General features: G+C 72.0%; 17 protein-coding genes. 11 read left to right on the plus strand and 6 right to left on the minus strand.

The genetic code is table 11. The features are described from left to right. Positions 1-13: 13 nt before the first annotated feature. From AB0H54_RS12385 to AB0H54_RS12395, 3 genes are all read left to right on the plus strand, one after another. Positions 14-2,302 carry a primosomal protein N' gene (locus AB0H54_RS12385; RefSeq protein WP_357345109.1) on the plus strand — a complete coding sequence of 763 codons (2,289 nt, stop codon included), beginning with the start codon at positions 14-16 and terminating at the stop codon, positions 2,300-2,302. A 114-nt stretch (positions 2,303-2,416) separates the two neighbouring features. Further along, positions 2,417-3,232, plus strand: a complete 816-nt coding sequence (locus AB0H54_RS12390; RefSeq protein ID WP_357345111.1) for an acyl-CoA thioesterase domain-containing protein — start codon at positions 2,417-2,419, stop codon at positions 3,230-3,232. Positions 3,233-3,359: 127 nt separating this feature from the next. Then, the gene (locus AB0H54_RS12395; RefSeq protein WP_357345724.1) at positions 3,360-3,974 is read left to right on the plus strand and encodes a maleylpyruvate isomerase family mycothiol-dependent enzyme; all 615 of its coding nucleotides are present in this window, start codon (positions 3,360-3,362) and stop codon (positions 3,972-3,974) included. A 29-nt stretch (positions 3,975-4,003) separates the two neighbouring features. Here AB0H54_RS12395 and AB0H54_RS12400 read toward each other — a convergent pair whose 3' ends face one another. Then, on the minus strand, positions 4,004-4,849 hold the full coding sequence (locus AB0H54_RS12400; protein WP_357345113.1) for an NAD(P)H-binding protein: 846 nt from the start codon (positions 4,847-4,849) through the stop codon (positions 4,004-4,006). Positions 4,850-4,921: 72 nt separating this feature from the next. Between AB0H54_RS12400 and AB0H54_RS12405 the strand changes: the two genes are divergently transcribed. Continuing rightward, a complete protein-coding gene (locus tag AB0H54_RS12405; RefSeq protein WP_357345114.1) occupies positions 4,922-5,512 on the plus strand; it encodes a TetR/AcrR family transcriptional regulator in 591 nt (196 codons plus the stop codon). Positions 5,513-5,514: 2 nt separating this feature from the next. On the opposite strand, the gene AB0H54_RS12410 is transcribed toward AB0H54_RS12405, so the two are convergent. Beyond that, on the minus strand, positions 5,515-5,916 hold the full coding sequence (locus AB0H54_RS12410; protein WP_357345116.1) for a nuclear transport factor 2 family protein: 402 nt from the start codon (positions 5,914-5,916) through the stop codon (positions 5,515-5,517). A gap of 43 nt (positions 5,917-5,959) precedes the next feature. Continuing rightward, positions 5,960-7,534: an HD domain-containing phosphohydrolase gene (locus AB0H54_RS12415; RefSeq protein WP_357345118.1), complete on the minus strand. Its 1,575-nt coding sequence runs from the start codon at positions 7,532-7,534 to the stop codon at positions 5,960-5,962. Positions 7,535-7,623: 89 nt separating this feature from the next. Here AB0H54_RS12415 and AB0H54_RS12420 point away from each other — a divergent pair, with 89 nt between their 5' ends. The 6 genes from AB0H54_RS12420 to AB0H54_RS12445 all read left to right on the plus strand — a co-directional run bounded on the left by AB0H54_RS12420 (position 7,624) and on the right by AB0H54_RS12445 (position 13,495). Further along, the gene (locus AB0H54_RS12420) at positions 7,624-8,301 is read left to right on the plus strand and encodes a PadR family transcriptional regulator (protein ID WP_357345120.1); all 678 of its coding nucleotides are present in this window, start codon (positions 7,624-7,626) and stop codon (positions 8,299-8,301) included. A gap of 86 nt (positions 8,302-8,387) precedes the next feature. Then, the gene (locus tag AB0H54_RS12425) at positions 8,388-9,404 is read left to right on the plus strand and encodes an alpha/beta fold hydrolase (RefSeq protein ID WP_355281332.1); all 1,017 of its coding nucleotides are present in this window, start codon (positions 8,388-8,390) and stop codon (positions 9,402-9,404) included. Positions 9,405-9,481: 77 nt separating this feature from the next. Continuing rightward, entirely contained in the window at positions 9,482-10,021 is a 540-nt protein-coding gene (gene def / locus AB0H54_RS12430; RefSeq protein WP_357345122.1) for a peptide deformylase, read from the plus strand. Then, on the plus strand, positions 10,021-10,944 hold the full coding sequence (fmt, locus tag AB0H54_RS12435) for a methionyl-tRNA formyltransferase (protein ID WP_357345124.1): 924 nt from the start codon (positions 10,021-10,023) through the stop codon (positions 10,942-10,944). Before def ends, fmt begins: the two co-directional genes overlap by 1 nt. A 719-nt stretch (positions 10,945-11,663) precedes the next feature. Beyond that, entirely contained in the window at positions 11,664-13,028 is a 1,365-nt protein-coding gene (locus AB0H54_RS12440; protein WP_357345726.1) for a transcription antitermination factor NusB, read from the plus strand. Between the two features lie 122 nt (positions 13,029-13,150). Beyond that, a complete protein-coding gene (locus AB0H54_RS12445) occupies positions 13,151-13,495 on the plus strand; it encodes an MmcQ/YjbR family DNA-binding protein (protein ID WP_355281328.1) in 345 nt (114 codons plus the stop codon). A gap of 31 nt (positions 13,496-13,526) precedes the next feature. Here the strand turns inward: AB0H54_RS12445 and AB0H54_RS12450 are convergent, their stop codons facing one another. Further along, positions 13,527-14,402, minus strand: coding sequence for an RNA polymerase sigma factor SigF (locus AB0H54_RS12450; protein ID WP_357345126.1), 876 nt, complete (start codon positions 14,400-14,402; stop codon positions 13,527-13,529). Then, positions 14,402-14,824 carry an anti-sigma factor gene (locus AB0H54_RS12455; RefSeq protein ID WP_355281324.1) on the minus strand — a complete coding sequence of 141 codons (423 nt, stop codon included), beginning with the start codon at positions 14,822-14,824 and terminating at the stop codon, positions 14,402-14,404. Before AB0H54_RS12455 ends, AB0H54_RS12450 begins: the two co-directional genes overlap by 1 nt. A gap of 98 nt (positions 14,825-14,922) precedes the next feature. Between AB0H54_RS12455 and rpe the strand changes: the two genes are divergently transcribed. Further along, positions 14,923-15,576, plus strand: coding sequence for a ribulose-phosphate 3-epimerase (gene rpe / locus AB0H54_RS12460; protein ID WP_355281522.1), 654 nt, complete (start codon positions 14,923-14,925; stop codon positions 15,574-15,576). A gap of 13 nt (positions 15,577-15,589) precedes the next feature. On the opposite strand, the gene AB0H54_RS12465 is transcribed toward rpe, so the two are convergent. Next, entirely contained in the window at positions 15,590-16,060 is a 471-nt protein-coding gene (locus AB0H54_RS12465) for a hypothetical protein (protein WP_357345129.1), read from the minus strand. Between the last annotated feature and the right edge of the window lie 51 nt (positions 16,061-16,111).

The following is a 16,111-nucleotide window of genomic DNA, read 5'->3' on the forward strand; positions in this document are numbered from 1 at the left end:
ACCCACCGCCCGCGTGGCAGCGGACGAGACGACGACAGCAGCGGGACACCCGATCGCTCGGGTGCTCCCGCTGCTGTCGCCTGCGCACCTGGACCGTGACTTCGACTATCTGGTCCCCCCGGAACTGGACGAGATCGCGCAGCCGGGCGTGCGGGTGCGGGTCCGCTTCGCGGGGCGGCTCGTCGACGGATACCTGCTCGAACGTCTTCCGCGGAGCGAGCACACCGGCAAGATGGTGAAGCTCGAACGCGTCGTCTCCCCGGAGCGCGTCCTCACCCCCGACGTGCTCCGCCTGGCCACCGCCGTCGCCGCCCGCTACGCGGGCACCCGCGCCGATGTTCTGCGCCTGGCCATCCCACCCCGCCACGCCCGCACCGAGTCCGGCGGAACCAAGAAGTCCACCGCCGCAACAGAACCCGCGGACACCGCGCACGCGTCCGGCGATGCCACGCAGGCGGAGGTGATACAGCAGCCGACCGTGATCGGTTCAGAGGGCGCAGCGTCTGGTGCGCGGGCCGAGGCTGTGCGGCGGCCGACTGTGGCCGGTTCGGAGGGTGCAGCGCTCGGCGCGCAGGCTGAGGCGGTGCAGCGGACGGCCGCGGCCGATTCCGTGGATGCCGCGTCCGGTGCGCGGGCCGAGTCCGTGGGGCGGCGGACCGCGATCGGTCCCGACGGTGGAGATACCGACGCGGTGCCCGAACCGAGCGTCGATACCTCGGCGTGGAGTCGCTATGTGCACGGCGAGGCGTTCGTCGGGGCGTTGCGGCAGCGCCGGGGTGCGCGGGCCGCGTGGCAGGCGCTGCCCGGGGAGGACTGGGCGGCCCGCTTGGCCGAACTCGCCGCGACGGTGGTGGCGAGTGGGCGCAGCGCGGTGCTGATGGTGCCCGATCAGCGTGACCTGGATCGGTTGCTCGCCGAATGTGTTCGGCTGGTAGGGGATTCGGCGGTCGGGTTGTCGGCGGGGCTGGGGCCGGCGGCGCGGTACCGGCGGTGGCTGGCGGTGCTGCGTGGGCAGGCGCGCATCGTGGTCGGCACCCGCGCTGCGGTGTTCGCGCCCGCGTGCGACCTCGGGCTGATCGCGATCTGGGACGACGGCGACGACACCTACGCCGAGCCGCGAGCCCCGTACCCGCATGCCAGGGAAGTGGCGATGCTGCGGGCCCACGAGACGGGCGCGGCATTCGTCGCCGCCGGGTTCGCCCGCACCGCCGAGATCCAGGCCGTCGTCGAATCCGGCTGGGCCCGTGACCTGCTCGCCGAACGTCAGGTGCTGCGCGAGGTGATGCCGCGGATCAGCGCGCCCGGCGACACCGATTTCGCCCTCGAACGCGATGCGCTGGCGCGAGCGGTCCGGATGCCCGGCGTCGCCTTCGCGGCCGCCCGCGCGGCGATCAAGGAGAACGCCGCGGTCCTGGTCCAGGTGCCCCGGCGCGGCTATGTCCCCTCGCTGGCCTGTGCGAAATGCCGGACGCCCGCCCGCTGTCGGCACTGCAACGGGCCGCTGTCCCTGCCGCACTCGACCGACGGTCAGGCGGCGAGCCCGCAGTGCAAGTGGTGTGGGATCACCGAGGCGGCCTTCCGCTGTCAGGCCTGCGGCGCGCGGGCACTGCGGGCGATGGTGATCGGTGCGGCGCGCACCGCCGAGGAACTCGGCCGGGCCTTTCCCGGCGTGCCGATCCGGGGCTCGGGCGGCGGGGAGGTCATCGACACCGTCGAGCCCGGCGCCCAGGTGGTCGTCGCCACGGTCGGTGCCGAACCGCTGGTGCGCGGCGGCTACGGGGTGGCGCTGCTGCTCGACGGCTGGGCCCTGCTCGGCCGGGCCGACCTGCGCGCGAGCGAGGACACGCTGCGGCGGTGGATGGGCGCCGCCGCCCTGGTCCGCCCGCGCGGGCAGGTCATCGTGATGGCCGAACCGGCCCTGCCCACCGTCCAGGCGCTGGTCCGCTGGGATCCGGTACACCACGCCGCGGCCGAACTCGAGGCGCGCGCCGAGGTGGGGTTCCCGCCCGCCGTGCGGCTGGCCGCCGTCGACGGCACGTCCGCCTCGATCGCGGAGTTCCTCGACGCGGCGGCGCTGCCCGACGGCACCGAGGTGCTCGGTCCGGTCCCGCTGCCGCCGACCGCGCGCAAGCCGTTCTCCGGCGGCGACTCGCCCGCCGAGGTCGAGCGCATGCTGCTGCGGGTCGGCCGATCCGCGGGCGCGCCCCTGGCCCGCGCCCTGACCGCCGCGCAGGCGGTCCGCAGCTCCCATCGGTCCGACGACCCGCTGCGGGTCCAGGTCGACCCGGTCGACATCGGCTGATCGGCGCGCCCGGATCGCCGGGCGCGACCCGTCGGACACGGTGCGGACACCTGTCGGATCAGACGCCGCCGCGCCCTGCCCTACCATGACCTCGGGCGAGCAGAGAGGATCGTGGTGGAATTCTTCACGACGCGCGACGGGACGTACGTGGCGAACGATCTGGCGGTCAGCCGCTGGTCACCGAACCAGCTGCACGGTGTCGCGGTGTGTGGCCTGCTCGCGCTGGAGGCCGAGAAACACAGCCCGGGTGCGGGTTTCGTCCCCGCGCGGCTCTCGGTCGACCTGTTCCAGCAGGTCACCCGGGACCCGATCACACTGCACAGTGCGGTGGTGCGGGCCGGTAACCGCATCAAGGTCGTCGATTCCTGGCTCGTCCAGCAGGACCAGACGCGGGCCAGGGCGACGGTGACGTTCCTGGCCGCCACCGAGGATCCGCCCGGAACGGTCTGGCAGCCGCCCCGGACCCTGCCCGCCCCCGCGGAACGCCGCGACGATCCGCAGGGTGCCCTGCCGCTGTTCAAGTCCGGGGACGCCGACTGGATCGCCGACTTCGGCGCGGCGCGCGACGCCGAGCGCAAGGTCACCTGGCAGAACCTGCCCCCGCTGGTGGCCGGGCAACCGTTCACCCCGTTCCAGCGGGCCGCCGCCACCGGTGACCTCACCAACCTGGTCTGCCACTGGGGTTCGCGCGGCGTCGGCTACATCAACGCCGACATGACCCTCACCCTGTCCCGGCTGCCGGTGGGCCCGGAACTCGGCATGCAGGCCCTCGACCACGTCGGGAACGCCGGGGTCGCGGTGAGCACCGCTACCATGTACGACCGCGAAGGCCCGCTCGGCACCTGCGTGATCACCGCCGTGGCCAACGACCGGCGCCGGTCGATCCCTGCCCACCGTGGCGAACCGATGCCGGCGACCGCCGAGGGCTGACACCGGGCCCGATGAATTCGCGCGGTCGCCGTCGTCTGCACTGACGACGGCGCGCGCCCGCGCGTCCCCCGAACCGCGCCCTGGAGGTCCCGTGGCGACAACCCCCTCTCGCGACGAACTGTGGGCGATGACCCACACCGAACGCGCGGCCCTCGCCGATGACCTCGCGCTCTTGGACGACGACCAGTGGGCCAGGCCATCGCTGTGCGGGGACTGGACGGTCGAGCAGGTCGTCGCCCACCTCACCGCGGCGGCGAGTATCGGGCGACTGCGCTGGCTGGCCAGCGTGCTCGGGGCCCGCTTCGACTTCGATCTGCACAATGCCCGGCGGCTCGCCGAGCATCGCGGAGCCACCCCCGCCGAAACCCTCGCCCGGTTCCGGGCGGTCGTGACCAGCACGACGGCGGCGTCCGGGCACACCGCCGCCTGGCTCGGCGAGGTCGTCGTGCACGGCCAGGACATCCGGCGACCACTCGGGCTGTCCACCACCCCGTCGACGGCGGCCGCCACGGCCGTCGCCGACTTCTACGCGAGCCGCGATTTCACCGTGCCCAGCAAGACCACCATCGCGGGCCTGCGCCTGGAAGCCACCGACGGGCCCTTCGCCACGGGCACCGGTCCGCTGGTCAGCGGTCCGACGATCGCGCTGGTCATGGTGATGGCGGGCCGCGCCGCCGGTGCTGACGCGCTCGCGGGCCCCGGTCTGCCGGTGGTACTGGATCGTCTGGCCGACCAGACCTGAGCCGGGCCGCGGTCGGACGCGGACTCCGCTCAGCGGAACATCGCCGACTGCCCCAGCGCCCACTCCGCGTAGGCGGTCGCCGGACGGCCGAGCACCCGCTCGATATCACCGCTGACCTGCTGCTCCGCCGCAGTCGGCGTGCCGAGGATGGTCAGCGTGTGGTCGGCGACCGCCGCCGGCATGAACCGCAGCATGTTCTCCTTCGCCTGCTCGGCGGTGAGTTCGACGAAGCCGATCGGATCGTCGATGGCCACGGCGAGCGCGGCCGCCTGGTCGCGCGGAGTCACCACGGCCGGGCCGGTGAGGGTGTAGGCGCGCCCGGCGTGCCCGTCTTCGCGCAGGGCCACGGCCGCGACCGCCGCGATGTCCCCGGGGTCGACCGCGGGCAGACCGACATTCCCGAACGGCGCGGCGACGGTCCGTGCGGTGCGCACCGGCTCGATCCAGGCGTAGGTGTTGGAGAAGAAGGCGCCCGGGCGCAGTGCGGTCCAGGCCAGGTCGGACTCGGCCAGCGCCCGTTCGAACGCGATGGTCCGGGCGTATCCCGCGGAGTCGGGCCGGGTCACCGCGCCCTGCGAGGACACGAACACCACCCGGCGGATACCGGCGGCGGCCGCGGCCTTCAGCAGGTCGGCCGGTTCGGGGCCGGTCATCAGCTGCTCGCCGGTGATCAGCAGGAACAGGGCGTCCGCGCCCTGGAGTGCGGGGGAGAGGCTGTCGAGGTCGCCCAGGTCGGCGACGACGTGTTCCACGCCCGCGGGCAGGTCGACCGGGGTGGCGCCGCGGGAGACGGCCCTGACCCGCTCGCCCGCCTCGGCGAGCAGTCCGACCAGCTGGCGGCCGATATTGCCGGTGGCTCCGGTGACGACGATCATGAAAACTCCTGAGTTAGTTGGCTGACTAACCCACCGTAGCAACGCTCGGCAGGGTTGTCTATAGTTAGTTGCATGACTGACTCAGTGGCGGGAGTGCGGCCGAAGATCGGCAAGCGGGAGCGGCTCGTCGAGGCGGCCGCGCGAGTCTTCTACGAGCAAGGTGTCGAGAAGACGACCATCGCCGACATCGCCACCGCGGCCGACGTGCCGGTCGGCAACGTCTACTACTACTTCAAGACCAAGGATCAGTTCGTCCACGCCGTGATCGACACCCACGCGAGCGTGCTGGCCGAGATCGTCGCCGGGATCGAGCCGCTGCCCGGGCCCGCCGAACGGTTGAAGGCGATGGTCGCGAGCTGGGTGGACCAGCGCGACCTCGCCGCGCGCTACGGCTGCCCGACCGGTTCGCTGGCCGCCGAACTCGACAAGCGGCCCGACGCCTTCGGTGGCGAACCGGCGCGGCTGATGAGCCTGCTCATCGACTGGGCGCGGGCCCAGTTCACCGAACTGGGCCGGTCCGACGCCGCCGAACTCGCCATTGCCTTCGTCGCGTCCTATCAGGGAATCTCCCTGCTCGCCAACACCTTCCGCGACCCCGAACTGATGGTCACCGAGGGCGCGCGGCTGACCCGCTGGATCGACGAGCTGGCCGGGCAGGGCTGAGCTCACCCGGCGGGCTGCCACCCCGAACACAGCAGGTCGATCGTGGTGATCCGGTCCCGCTCGGTCGTCAGGAAGACGCGTTGCTCGGCGATCCGGGCCGCGCCGGGATCGTGCGTGGGTCGCATCCGGACCAGCCAGTGCAGCGCGAGCTTGTCGCCGCGCCGTTCGTGACCGGCGTCGACGACGGTGAAGTCGTCCGGGCCGCCGAACCAGCCGCGGAACCGGTCCATGGTCGGGCCCGCGCCCACCGCGTCGAACGGGCCGGGTGGGATGAGCCCGCGCAGGCGCACCTCGGGGGCGAGGCAGGCGGTCATGGCGGTGAAGTCGCGCCGGATGAGCGCGGCGAGAAATGTGTCGGCGACCGGGGAGTCGGTCGTCTGCCGGGGAGTGGTGGAGGTAGTCATACCGGAAGTGTCGCCCCGCGCGCGGCGGCCGGACATCGGGTGATCACCCGATCTTCGCGGGCTGATCCTCGTCCGGCAGCAGACCGTGGCGCATCGCGAACACCGCCGCCGACCCCCGGCTGTGCACCCCGATCTTGGTGTAGATGTGCTCGACGTGGCTGCCCGCGGTGCGCGGGCTGATGCCGAGGGCCTGCGCGATCTCGCGGGTGGACCGGCCGCGCACCAGCAGCGCGAGGACATCGAGTTCGCGCGCGGTGAGCCCGGCGATCTGGGCGCGCTTGCGCGGCCTGCGGCCCTCGGCGGCGGCCAGCACCGCCGCCACGGCGTCGCCGTCGAGCCGGCCCGCGGTCACCTCGGCGCGCAGGACGCGCGCCCGGTCGTCGGGGTCGGCGGCCGGGCGATGCGGGCGGTCCTCGGCGAGGGCGCGCGCCATCTGCGCGGCGGCCAGCAGGCGCGCGGCCGGCGGCAGCATCGAGCCGGTGAGCCCGCGCGGATAGCCGGAGCCGTTCATCCGCTCGTAGACCATCGATGCCGGTCCCGCGAGCTGTGCGAGGTGCGGGCTGCGGGCCAGGATGCGTTCGGTGAGGTAGGGCACCATCCGCACGCGTTCGCGTTCGCTCGGGGTCAGTGGGCCCGGCTTGTTCCAGATGCCGGTGGAGACGCCGATGGTGCCGAGCCGGCACACCAGCCCGGCCCGGCGCAGCGTCGTCGCCTGCTCGGCGGGCAGGCCGTATTCGCGGGCCGCCGCCTCGGCCAGCTCGGCCACGGCGCGGGAATGGCCGAGGAACCAGGTGGCTTTCGCGTCGGCGTAGTCGGCGAACACCGTGAGCACCTCGGTGAGTTCGGCCTCGGGAACGGGGCGGTCGAGCGCGGCGCAGCCGTCGATGACGTGCTGCCAGGCGTCGACCCGGTCCAGTCCGTCGAGCAGCGCGCCGTCGTCGCGGACGCACAGCTCGACCAGCTCCGGATCGAACTCGGTGCCGCTGCGCGAGCGCAACATCCGCACGGCGGCCTCGATTCCGCCCATCCGGGCGTGCACCTCGGCGTCGTCGGCGATGTGGACCACCCGCATCACCGGGATGATCCCGTCGCCGCGCAGGCCGGCGGGCACGCCGTGGCCGTCCCAGCGTTCGAAGGCCTGCGGCAGCGCGGTGCGGACCGCCGCGGGCAGGTCGAGGCGCTCGGCGATGTCGGCGGCGGTCCGGCAGTGGGTGAGCAGGGAGTCCATGCTGTCGCGCACGCCGCCGGCGAGGAACCGGCTGGTCACCGAGATCCGGTGGAGCGGGGAGCCGGTCGTGGCGAGGTGGCCGAGCAGGAAGGTGAGCATCGGCAGCCCGGTCTTGTCGATCTGGTAGCTGTCGGCCCTGATCCGCAGGTCGTCGCCGAACCAGCGCGCCATCTCGGGGGAGTCGGCGACGCAGCCGACCCAGGCCAGCAGCGAAATGTAGTACGCGGCAGCGCGATCGGCGTCGGACAGGCCCGCGGCCGCCGCGAGCCGGGTGGCCAGCACGGTCTGTCGCAGGACGTGCTCCTGTGGCTGGCCCAAGCCGAGATCGGTGGCCAGCGACAGCGAGGCGACCAGTTCGGCCAGGCGCATCGGCCGGCGCGGCTCCGTCATGGTGAGTTCAGAATACCCCTTGCGTTCGATGCATTGCCGATATATCGTCGATAGTGTCAAGAACAACGAGAGAGCCTGAGGAGGCTGTCATGCACAACGCAGAGAATCGAGAATTCGGACACTTCGGTCGCGGTCGTGGACCCGGCCACGCGGAATTCGGTCCCGATCGGCGGCAGTTCCGCCGGGGTGGGCGACACGGGCACGGTCCCGAGTTCGGACCGGGCTTCGGTCCCGGGTTCGGCCCGGGTTTCGGACCCGGCTTCGGTCGTGGACGCGGCCGCGGCGGCCGGGGCAGGCGCGGTGACGTGCGTGCCGCGGTGCTGCTGCTGCTCGCCGAGCGGCCCATGCACGGCTACGAGCTGATCCAGCAGATCCGCGAGCGCAGCGACGACATCTGGCGTCCGAGCCCGGGGTCCATCTACCCGGCTCTGGCCCAGCTCGAGGACGAGGGACTGGTGCTCATCGAGAAGGTGGCCGGTCGCAAGACCGCCCAGCTCACCGGCGAGGGCAAGGCCTACGTCGAGGCCAACACCGCGGAACTCGGTGACCCGTGGGCCGAGGTCAAGCAGGATGTCGGCGCCCAGGCGCTGGATCTGCGCGGCCTGGTCGGACAGGTCATGGGCGCGGTCGGTCAGGTCGCCCAGGTCGGGACGCCGGAGCAGGCGGCCAAGGCGGCCGAGGTGCTCACCGAGACCCGGCGGGCGCTGTACCGCATCCTCGCCGAGGACGACATCGCGCCCGCGGGCGACGTCACCGACGAGAAGTGACGCCGCGGTGTCCCCAAAAATTAGGGGCAAAGATTACCCGGTTCTGAGGATGCGAAACCTGAACGAGTGGAGTACTTGTTTGGGATATGGAACAGCGGAATCGGTTGTGGGTTTGGGGAACTGCACAAAAACGACGCGCGGGCGCGCTAGGCCTGGTCCTGGCCGCCGCGCTGGGCGGATGGGCGGCGCCGCTCGCCGCCGCGGAGCCCGCGGGCTACCGGCCCGCCGTCGTCCCGACCGAACCGGGGCCACGGCAGAGCGATCACCTCGCCGCCGCACGCTACATCGACGACCACCCGTCCGCTGTTCCGCAGGGGCTCAACGACTTCGGCTGTAAGCCGACCGCCGGGCATCCGCGTCCGGTGGTCCTCGTGCACGGTACCGACTCGAGCGCGTACTCCGATTGGGCGGGTATCGGTCCGCAGCTCGTCGACGCGGGCATGTGCGTGTTCGCCCTGAACTACGGCGGCGCTCCGGGCGCCGACACCTACGGCACCGAGGACATGCGGGTCAGCTTCGCGCAGGTCGGGGCGTTCGTCGACGACGTGCTGGCCGCGACCGGGGCGACGAAGGTCGACCTGGTCGGCTTCTCCCAGGGCGCCACGGTCAGCCGCTTCTACGTCAACAAGCTCGGTGGCGCGGCGAAGGTCGGCACCTGGGTCGGCCTCGCCTCGCCCAGCTACGGCGGCGTGATGTACGGCCTGGTCCCGGTGGGACAGGCGGTGCCCGGCATGATGGACGTCTTCGCCAAGGTCACCTCGACGGCGGCGGTCCAGCAGGCGCAGGGCGAACCGCTCATGGTCGAACTCAACGCGGGCGGCGACACCGTGCCCGGGGTCCGCTACGTCACCGTCGGCAGCCGCGTGGACGAGATGATCCAGCCCTTCGACAACATCGCGCTGCACGGCGCGGGCGCGGAGAATCTCGTCCTGCAGGATCTGTGCGCCGACGACCTGACCGGCCACTTCCACATGGTCTACGACCCGTTCGTGCAGCAACTGCTGCTCCAGGTGCTCGATCCGGCGCACGCGCCCGCTCCGGTGTGCGCACCGGTCGCGTTCGGCACCGGCATCCCGCAGGTGATCATCGCCGGGAACTCCTGACGACCACGCCGGACGGGAGCACCGGCGGCGGTCACTAGAATAGGACGACCGCACTTCGTCCAGCCGGGAGCCGCCGCGTGACCATTCAGCCCGTTCGCCTGTTCGGCGATCCGATTCTGCGTTCCCGTGCGGATGCGGTCACCGAGTTCGGTGCCGAACTCGGTCAGCTCATCGCCGATCTCACCGAGACCATGCACGACGACGGCGGGGTCGGGATGGCGGCGCCGCAGATCGGCGTCGGGCTGCGGGTGTTCGTCTACGACACCGGCGACGCCGCGGGCCACGTGGTGAACCCGGTGTGGTCGGCGATCGGCGACGACGAGCAGGTCGGGCCGGAGGGCTGCCTGTCGATTCCCGGCGTGCGCTACGACGTGCGCCGGGCCCTGCGGGTCGCGGTCTCCGGTGTCGACAGTGCCGGTGCGCCGGTGGAATTCGAGGCCGAGGGACTGCTCGCGCGCTGCGTGCAGCACGAGACCGACCATCTCGACGGCGTGCTGTTCGTCAGCAAGCTCGAGCCCGCCGACCGCAAGGACGCGATGCGCACCATCCGCGAGTCCGACTGGTTCCGCAACGGGGTGACCGTGCGCGAGTCCAGCGGTGTCGGCGGTGGCCGCTGATGCGCGTCGTCTTCGCCGGCACCCCCGAGCCCGCCGTGCCGTCGCTGCGGCGGCTGATCGAGAGCGAACGGCACGAGGTGGTCGCCGTGGTCACCCGGCCCGACGCCGTCGCCGGTCGCGGCCGCAAGCTGCTGCGCTCGCCGGTGGGTCAGCTCGCCGACGAGCACGGCATCCCGGTCCTCACGCCCCGCAAGCCGTCCGAGCCGGAGTTCGTCGCGGCGCTGACCGAGCTCGCGCCGGACTGCTGCCCGGTGGTCGCCTACGGTGCGCTGCTGCCCCAGCAGGTGCTCGACATTCCCGCGCACGGCTGGATCAACCTGCACTTCTCGCTGCTGCCCGCCTGGCGTGGCGCCGCGCCGGTGCAGGCGGCGATCGACGCCGGTGACGACATGACCGGCGCGTCGACCTTCCTCATCGAGGCCGGACTCGACACCGGCCCGGTGTACGGCGTGATGACCGAGAAGATCAACGTCACCGACACCGCGGGCGAACTGCTCGGCCGGCTCGCCGAGGCGGGTGCCGTCCTGCTGGAGAAGACCATGGACGGCGTGGAAGACGGGACGCTGCAAGCGATTCCGCAATCCGCCGACGGTGTGTCGTACGCGCCGAAGGTGACGGTGGAGGCGGGCCGGATCCGGTTCGACGAGCCCGCACTGGCCATCCACCGCCGGATTCGCGCCGTCACCCCGGCGCCCGGCGCGTGGACCGAGATGAACGGACTGCGCCTCAAGCTCGGCCCGGTCGAGATGGTGGAGGAAACCTTGCCCGAGAGCGAGATCGAGGTGCGCAAGTCCGGCGTCTTCGTCGGCACGTCGACCACAGCGGTCCGGCTCGGTCAGGTCCAGCCACCCGGCAAGAAGATGATGAACGCGCTCGATTGGGCCCGCGGCGCGCGCCTGGCACCGGGCCAGGTGATCGGATGAGCGCCTCCGATCGCCGGCGTCGCCGCGAAGCCGACGCACGCGGCACGACGCCACGTGACGAGAAGAAGGTCACGGGCAAGGACATCGACGGCGGCTGGGCGGCCCGCGCGGCCAAGGGCGGCGGCACCGTCCGCGCCGGCGGCGCCAGCTCGCAGCGCTCGAACTGGTCGGACGACCGCGGCACCACCGGTGACCGGCGCGCGGGTGGCGGCACGAGCGACGGGCGGCGGGACGACCGTGGTCGTGGGCCGAGCGATTCGCGTGGTGGCGACGAAGGTCGTCGTGGCGCTGGTGACTCGCGGCGTGGTCCGGGCGTGGGGGACTCGCGCGGCGCGGACCGTGGCGTGAGTGATTCGCGTGGTGGTGGCTTCGGCGGTCGGAGCCGTGGCGACGACCGGCGCACCGACGTTGGTGAGCGTGGTGGCTCGGGTGCGCGGGCCGGTGGCGGCACCGCCGGCGATCGGCGCGGGCGCGACGAGCGGTCGGGCGGTCCGCAGAGTCGGGGTGGTGCGGCCGGTGGCCGAGCTGCCGCGGATCGTGGTGCCCGCGTCGGGGACTCTCGTGGTGGCTCGGGAGATTCGCGTGGTGGAGCGGGGCGCGACGGTGGTTCGCGGTCGGGCGATTCCGGCCGCGGTGGCAAACGGCCGGCGAGTGAGCGCGGTGGTAGCCAGGCCGGGCGCGGTGGGGAGCGCAGGCGCGAGGATCGGCCGGATCCCAGTGTGCCGAGCCCGCGCAAGCGGCGCGGCGAACCCGTCGATCCGGCGCGCGAAGTGGCCCTCGATGTGCTGCGGGCGGTGCGCGATCGCGACGCCTACGCCAACCTCGTGCTGCCGAAGCTGCTGCGCGAGCGCAAGATCAGCGGACGTGATGCCGCGTTCGCGACCGAACTCACCTATGGCGCGAGCCGGTCGCAGGGGCAGCTCGACGCGGTGATCGCGGCGTGCGCGGGCCGTCCGGTCGCCGAGATCGACGGACCGATCCTCGACATCCTGCGCCTCGGCGTCTACCAGCTGCTGCGCACTCGCACGGGCGCGCACGCCGCCGTCGACACCTCCGTCGACCTGGCCCGTGCCGAATTCGGCCAGGGCCGTGCAGGTTTCGTCAACGCGGTGCTGCGCCGGGCGGGGGAGAAGACGGCCGAGGAGTGGGTGGCCGAGCTGGCGCCCGCCGACCCGGTCGGCGGACTCGCCTTCGAATACGCCCATCCCACCTGGATCGCCCAGTCCTTCGCCGACGCGCTCGGCGCGCAGGCGGGCGAGCTGGCCGCGCTGCTGGCCGCCGACGACGAGCGCCCGGTCGTGCACCTGGTCGCGCGGCCGGGGGAGATCACCGCCGAGGAGCTCGCGCTGGTCACCGGCGGCGAGGAGGGTCGCTGGTCGCCGTACGCGGTGTACCTCGACGGCGGCGACCCCGGTCAGCTGGAACCGGTCCGCGACGGCATCGCGGCCGTGCAGGACGAGGGCAGTCAGCTGGTCGCCCTCGCCCTGACCAGGGCACCGCTGGACGGCCCCGATCAGGGGCGCTGGCTCGACCTGTGCGCGGGCCCGGGTGGCAAGGCGGCCCTGCTCGGCGCGCTGGCCGCGATCGACCTGTTCACCGTCGACGCCGTCGAACCGGCCGAGCACCGGGCCGAACTGGTCCGCAAGTCGACCCGCGGCCTGCCGGTCACGGTGCACGTGGCCGACGGTCGCGACAGCGGTCTGACCCCCGGGTACGACCGCGTCCTCGTCGACGCGCCGTGCACCGGTCTCGGCGCGCTGCGCCGCCGCCCGGAGGCCCGCTGGCGGCGCACCCCGGCCGACGTGCCGGAACTGGTGACCCTGCAGCGCGAATTGCTCGCCGCCGCCTGGGACCTGCTGCGTCCCGGCGGTGTGGTCGTGTACTCCACCTGCTCGCCGCACCTGTCCGAAACCGTCGGCGTCGTCGGCGATTTCGTGCGCCGCTCCGGTGCCGAGCAACTGGACACCCGCGCGTACCTCCCCGGCGTCACCGATCTCGGCGACGGACCGTCGGCACAGCTCTGGCCGCACCGCCACGGCACCGACGCCATGTTCCTGGCGGCCCTGCGCAAGCCGCTCGACTGACCCATCCGTGGCCGGCGACAGCGACGCCGGCCACGCGTTGGTTCCCGTGTCCGAGTTCGGCCGTCGACGACACGCGACATTCGTCCAATCGCCGCGCCCCGCATCGGGCGCAGAATCGGTGCATGGCGATGACGTGGGAACAAGTGGTGGCGGTGGCGACGGAGCTACCGGGTGTGGAGGAAGGCACCTGGTGGCGCACTCCGGGACTGAAAGTCGGAGGCAAGGGCTTCGCGCGCCTGCGGGTCGAAGCCGAGGGCGGCCTGGCGCTGCTGTGCGAACCGGCCGAGAAGGAAGCGCTGCTGGCCTCCGGTGACCCGGTGTTCTACACGACACCGCACTACGACGGGCATCCGTTCATCCTGATCGACCTCACGGCGGTCGACCCCGAACAGCTCGCCGAACTCATCGACAGTGCCTGGTGGTTGCGGGCGCCGGCCCGGATGCGGCGCGAGCGACAGGGCGCGTAGGGGACGTCGTTGTCCCGGCGCGACGGGGAACTCAGTCCCGTTCGGACAGTTCGCGCAGGCGGGCAAGGGTTTTCGCGAGGATGCGCGAGACGTGCATCTGGGATATCCCCAGCTGGGCGGCGATCTGGGTCTGGGTCATCGACTCGAAGAAGCGCATCGTCAGGATGCGGCGCTCGCGTTCGGGCAGACCCGCCAGCAGCGGGCGCACCGCGATGTACTCCTCGACCCGGTCGAACTGCGACTCCTCCTCGCCCAGGGTGTCGAGCAGGGACGCGTCGCTGTCGCGACCGACCGACGCGGCATCGATCGAGGTGGGCTGATACGCGTTGCCCGCGATGACGGCCTGGGTGACCTCGTCGGGGTCGACGTCGAGCTCGGCCGCGATCTCCTTCGCGGTGGGGGAGCGGCCCAGCCGTTGCGAGAGCTGGTCGACCGCGGCCCCGATGCGTAGGTGAGTCTCCTTGACCCGCCGCGGAACTCGCATCGCCCAGGTGTTGTCGCGGAAGTAGCGCCGGACCTCGCCCATGATCGTCGGCACCGCGAACGACAGGAAGTTCGAGCCACGGCTCAGGTCGAACCGGTCCACCGCGTGCACCAGGCCGACGCGCGCCACCTGCGACAGATCGTCGAACGGTTCGCCGCGGCCGCTGAACTTCCTGGCGATGTGATCGGCCAGCGGGATGCAGCGGTTGATCAGCGCGTCGCGCGCCACGGCGTGCTCGACGCTGCCGGGCGCGGTCGCCGCGAGCCGCTCGAACAGGGCGCTGACGTCGTCGTAGCCCGAGACCGGCTCCTCGGTCTCGGTGTCGTCGGCGGTGTCCTCGGCGGGGTTCTCCAGTTCGGTGGTGGTGTCGGCGCGGGTTTCCTGGTCGGGCTTGTGGTCTTCGGTGGTGTCCTCGCCGTGCACTACGCCTTCCCCCGGACCCGACGGAATCGGACCGTCGTTGGATAGCCGGACACGGCCGCGTCGAAGCCCTGCTGGTCGGCGCTCACCTCGTCGCTGAGCGTGCGCAGCACGTGCCAGCCGAAACTGCGCTGGTCGGGCATGCCCTCGGCCGCGGCCACACCGTCGACGCGCACCAGCAGTTCGGTGTCACCGACGACGAATTCGCAGGTGAGCGCCGAATCGGGCGCGGCGATCGCGATGAGGGTCGAGCAGACCTCGTCCACGGCCAGGCGCACGTCGGCGACCTCGTCGAGGGTGAAATCGCTGAGTAGGACCAGGGTTTCGGCCAGTCCGCGCAGGATCGGCAGCTGGGTCAACGATGCTGCTACGCGAATCTCCACCGGGGCGCTGAACAGCCCTTGTTCCGCCGAAAAATTGGTCACCCTATGGAGGCTACCCACATCCCGGCAGGGCAATCACCATTTGGTCGCTACACTTGCGCGCTGTGTCCACACCGACGTTCACCCGCCCGGCCGTGCCGATGATCGCCCCGTCCATCCTGTCTGCGGACTTCGCGAATTTGGCCGCCGAGGCCGCCGCTGTCGAAGGATCCGACTGGCTCCACGTCGACGTGATGGACGGCCATTTCGTGCCGAACCTCACACTCGGCCTGCCGGTCGTGCAGAGCCTGCTCAAGGCGACCGACATCCCGTTCGACTGCCACCTGATGATCGACGACCCGGGCCGCTGGGCGCCGGGCTACGCCGAGGCGGGCGCCTACAACGTCACCTTCCACGCCGAGGCGACCGACGATCCGATCGCGGTGGCCCGCGATATCCGTGCCGCCGGCGCCAAGGCCGGGCTCTCGGTGAAGCCGAACACCCCGATCGAGCCGTACCTGGAAATCCTGAAGGAATTCGACACCCTGCTCGTGATGAGCGTGGAACCCGGCTTCGGCGGGCAGTCGTTCATCCCGAGCGTGCTGGAGAAGGCGCGGATCGTCCGTAATCTCGTCGACGCGGGCGAGTTGCGGCTCGTCGTGGAAATCGACGGCGGCATCAATACCGACACCATCGAACAGGCCGCCGCGGCGGGCATCGATTGTTTCGTCGCCGGCTCGGCCGTCTACAACACCGCCGATCCCGGCGCCGCCGTGCAGACACTGCGCAGCATGGCGACGTCGGCCTGGCTGTAGAACGCGAATTCGGTTACAGGGAGCGGAGTTTGCGCGTGCCGAGGGCGCGCGCGGCATCGATCACGGCGTGCAGCGGGGGCCGGTTGTCGGCGGCCTCCGGTGCCTGCACCCAGGTGCGGTAGCCGGTGCGCTCGTCGTCGGGCGAGGGCAACACGATCTGGCTGCCGGTGCAGGCGACCGTCGCGTAGAGGCGGAACAGCTCGGCGGACGCGGTGGTGGTGAGAGTGTCGGGGCGGCACGGGCCGGTCAGGAACGTCCAGCGCCTGGCCCGCGGATGGTCGACGACCGGGCCCGCGATCGCGGCGCCACGCAACCGGGCCTGCACGCGCTCGCCGAGATCACCCGGCATGGTGACCGCGCCGTAATGCGCGCCGATCTGGAGCAGAATGCGACGGGAATCCGGATCGATCGTCGCGGGCAGATGGAGTTCGCGCCGATAACGGACGCACCGAATTTCCAGCGTGGAATCGACCAATGTGCTCACGCGGCACCCCCACATCTTTCGAACCTGTTGTGACCCACAGTGTTGTCTGAC

The sequence above is a fragment of the Nocardia sp. NPDC050718 genome, from assembly GCF_040654235.1.
In the GTDB taxonomy this organism is placed as follows: Bacteria; Actinomycetota; Actinomycetes; order Mycobacteriales; family Mycobacteriaceae; genus Nocardia.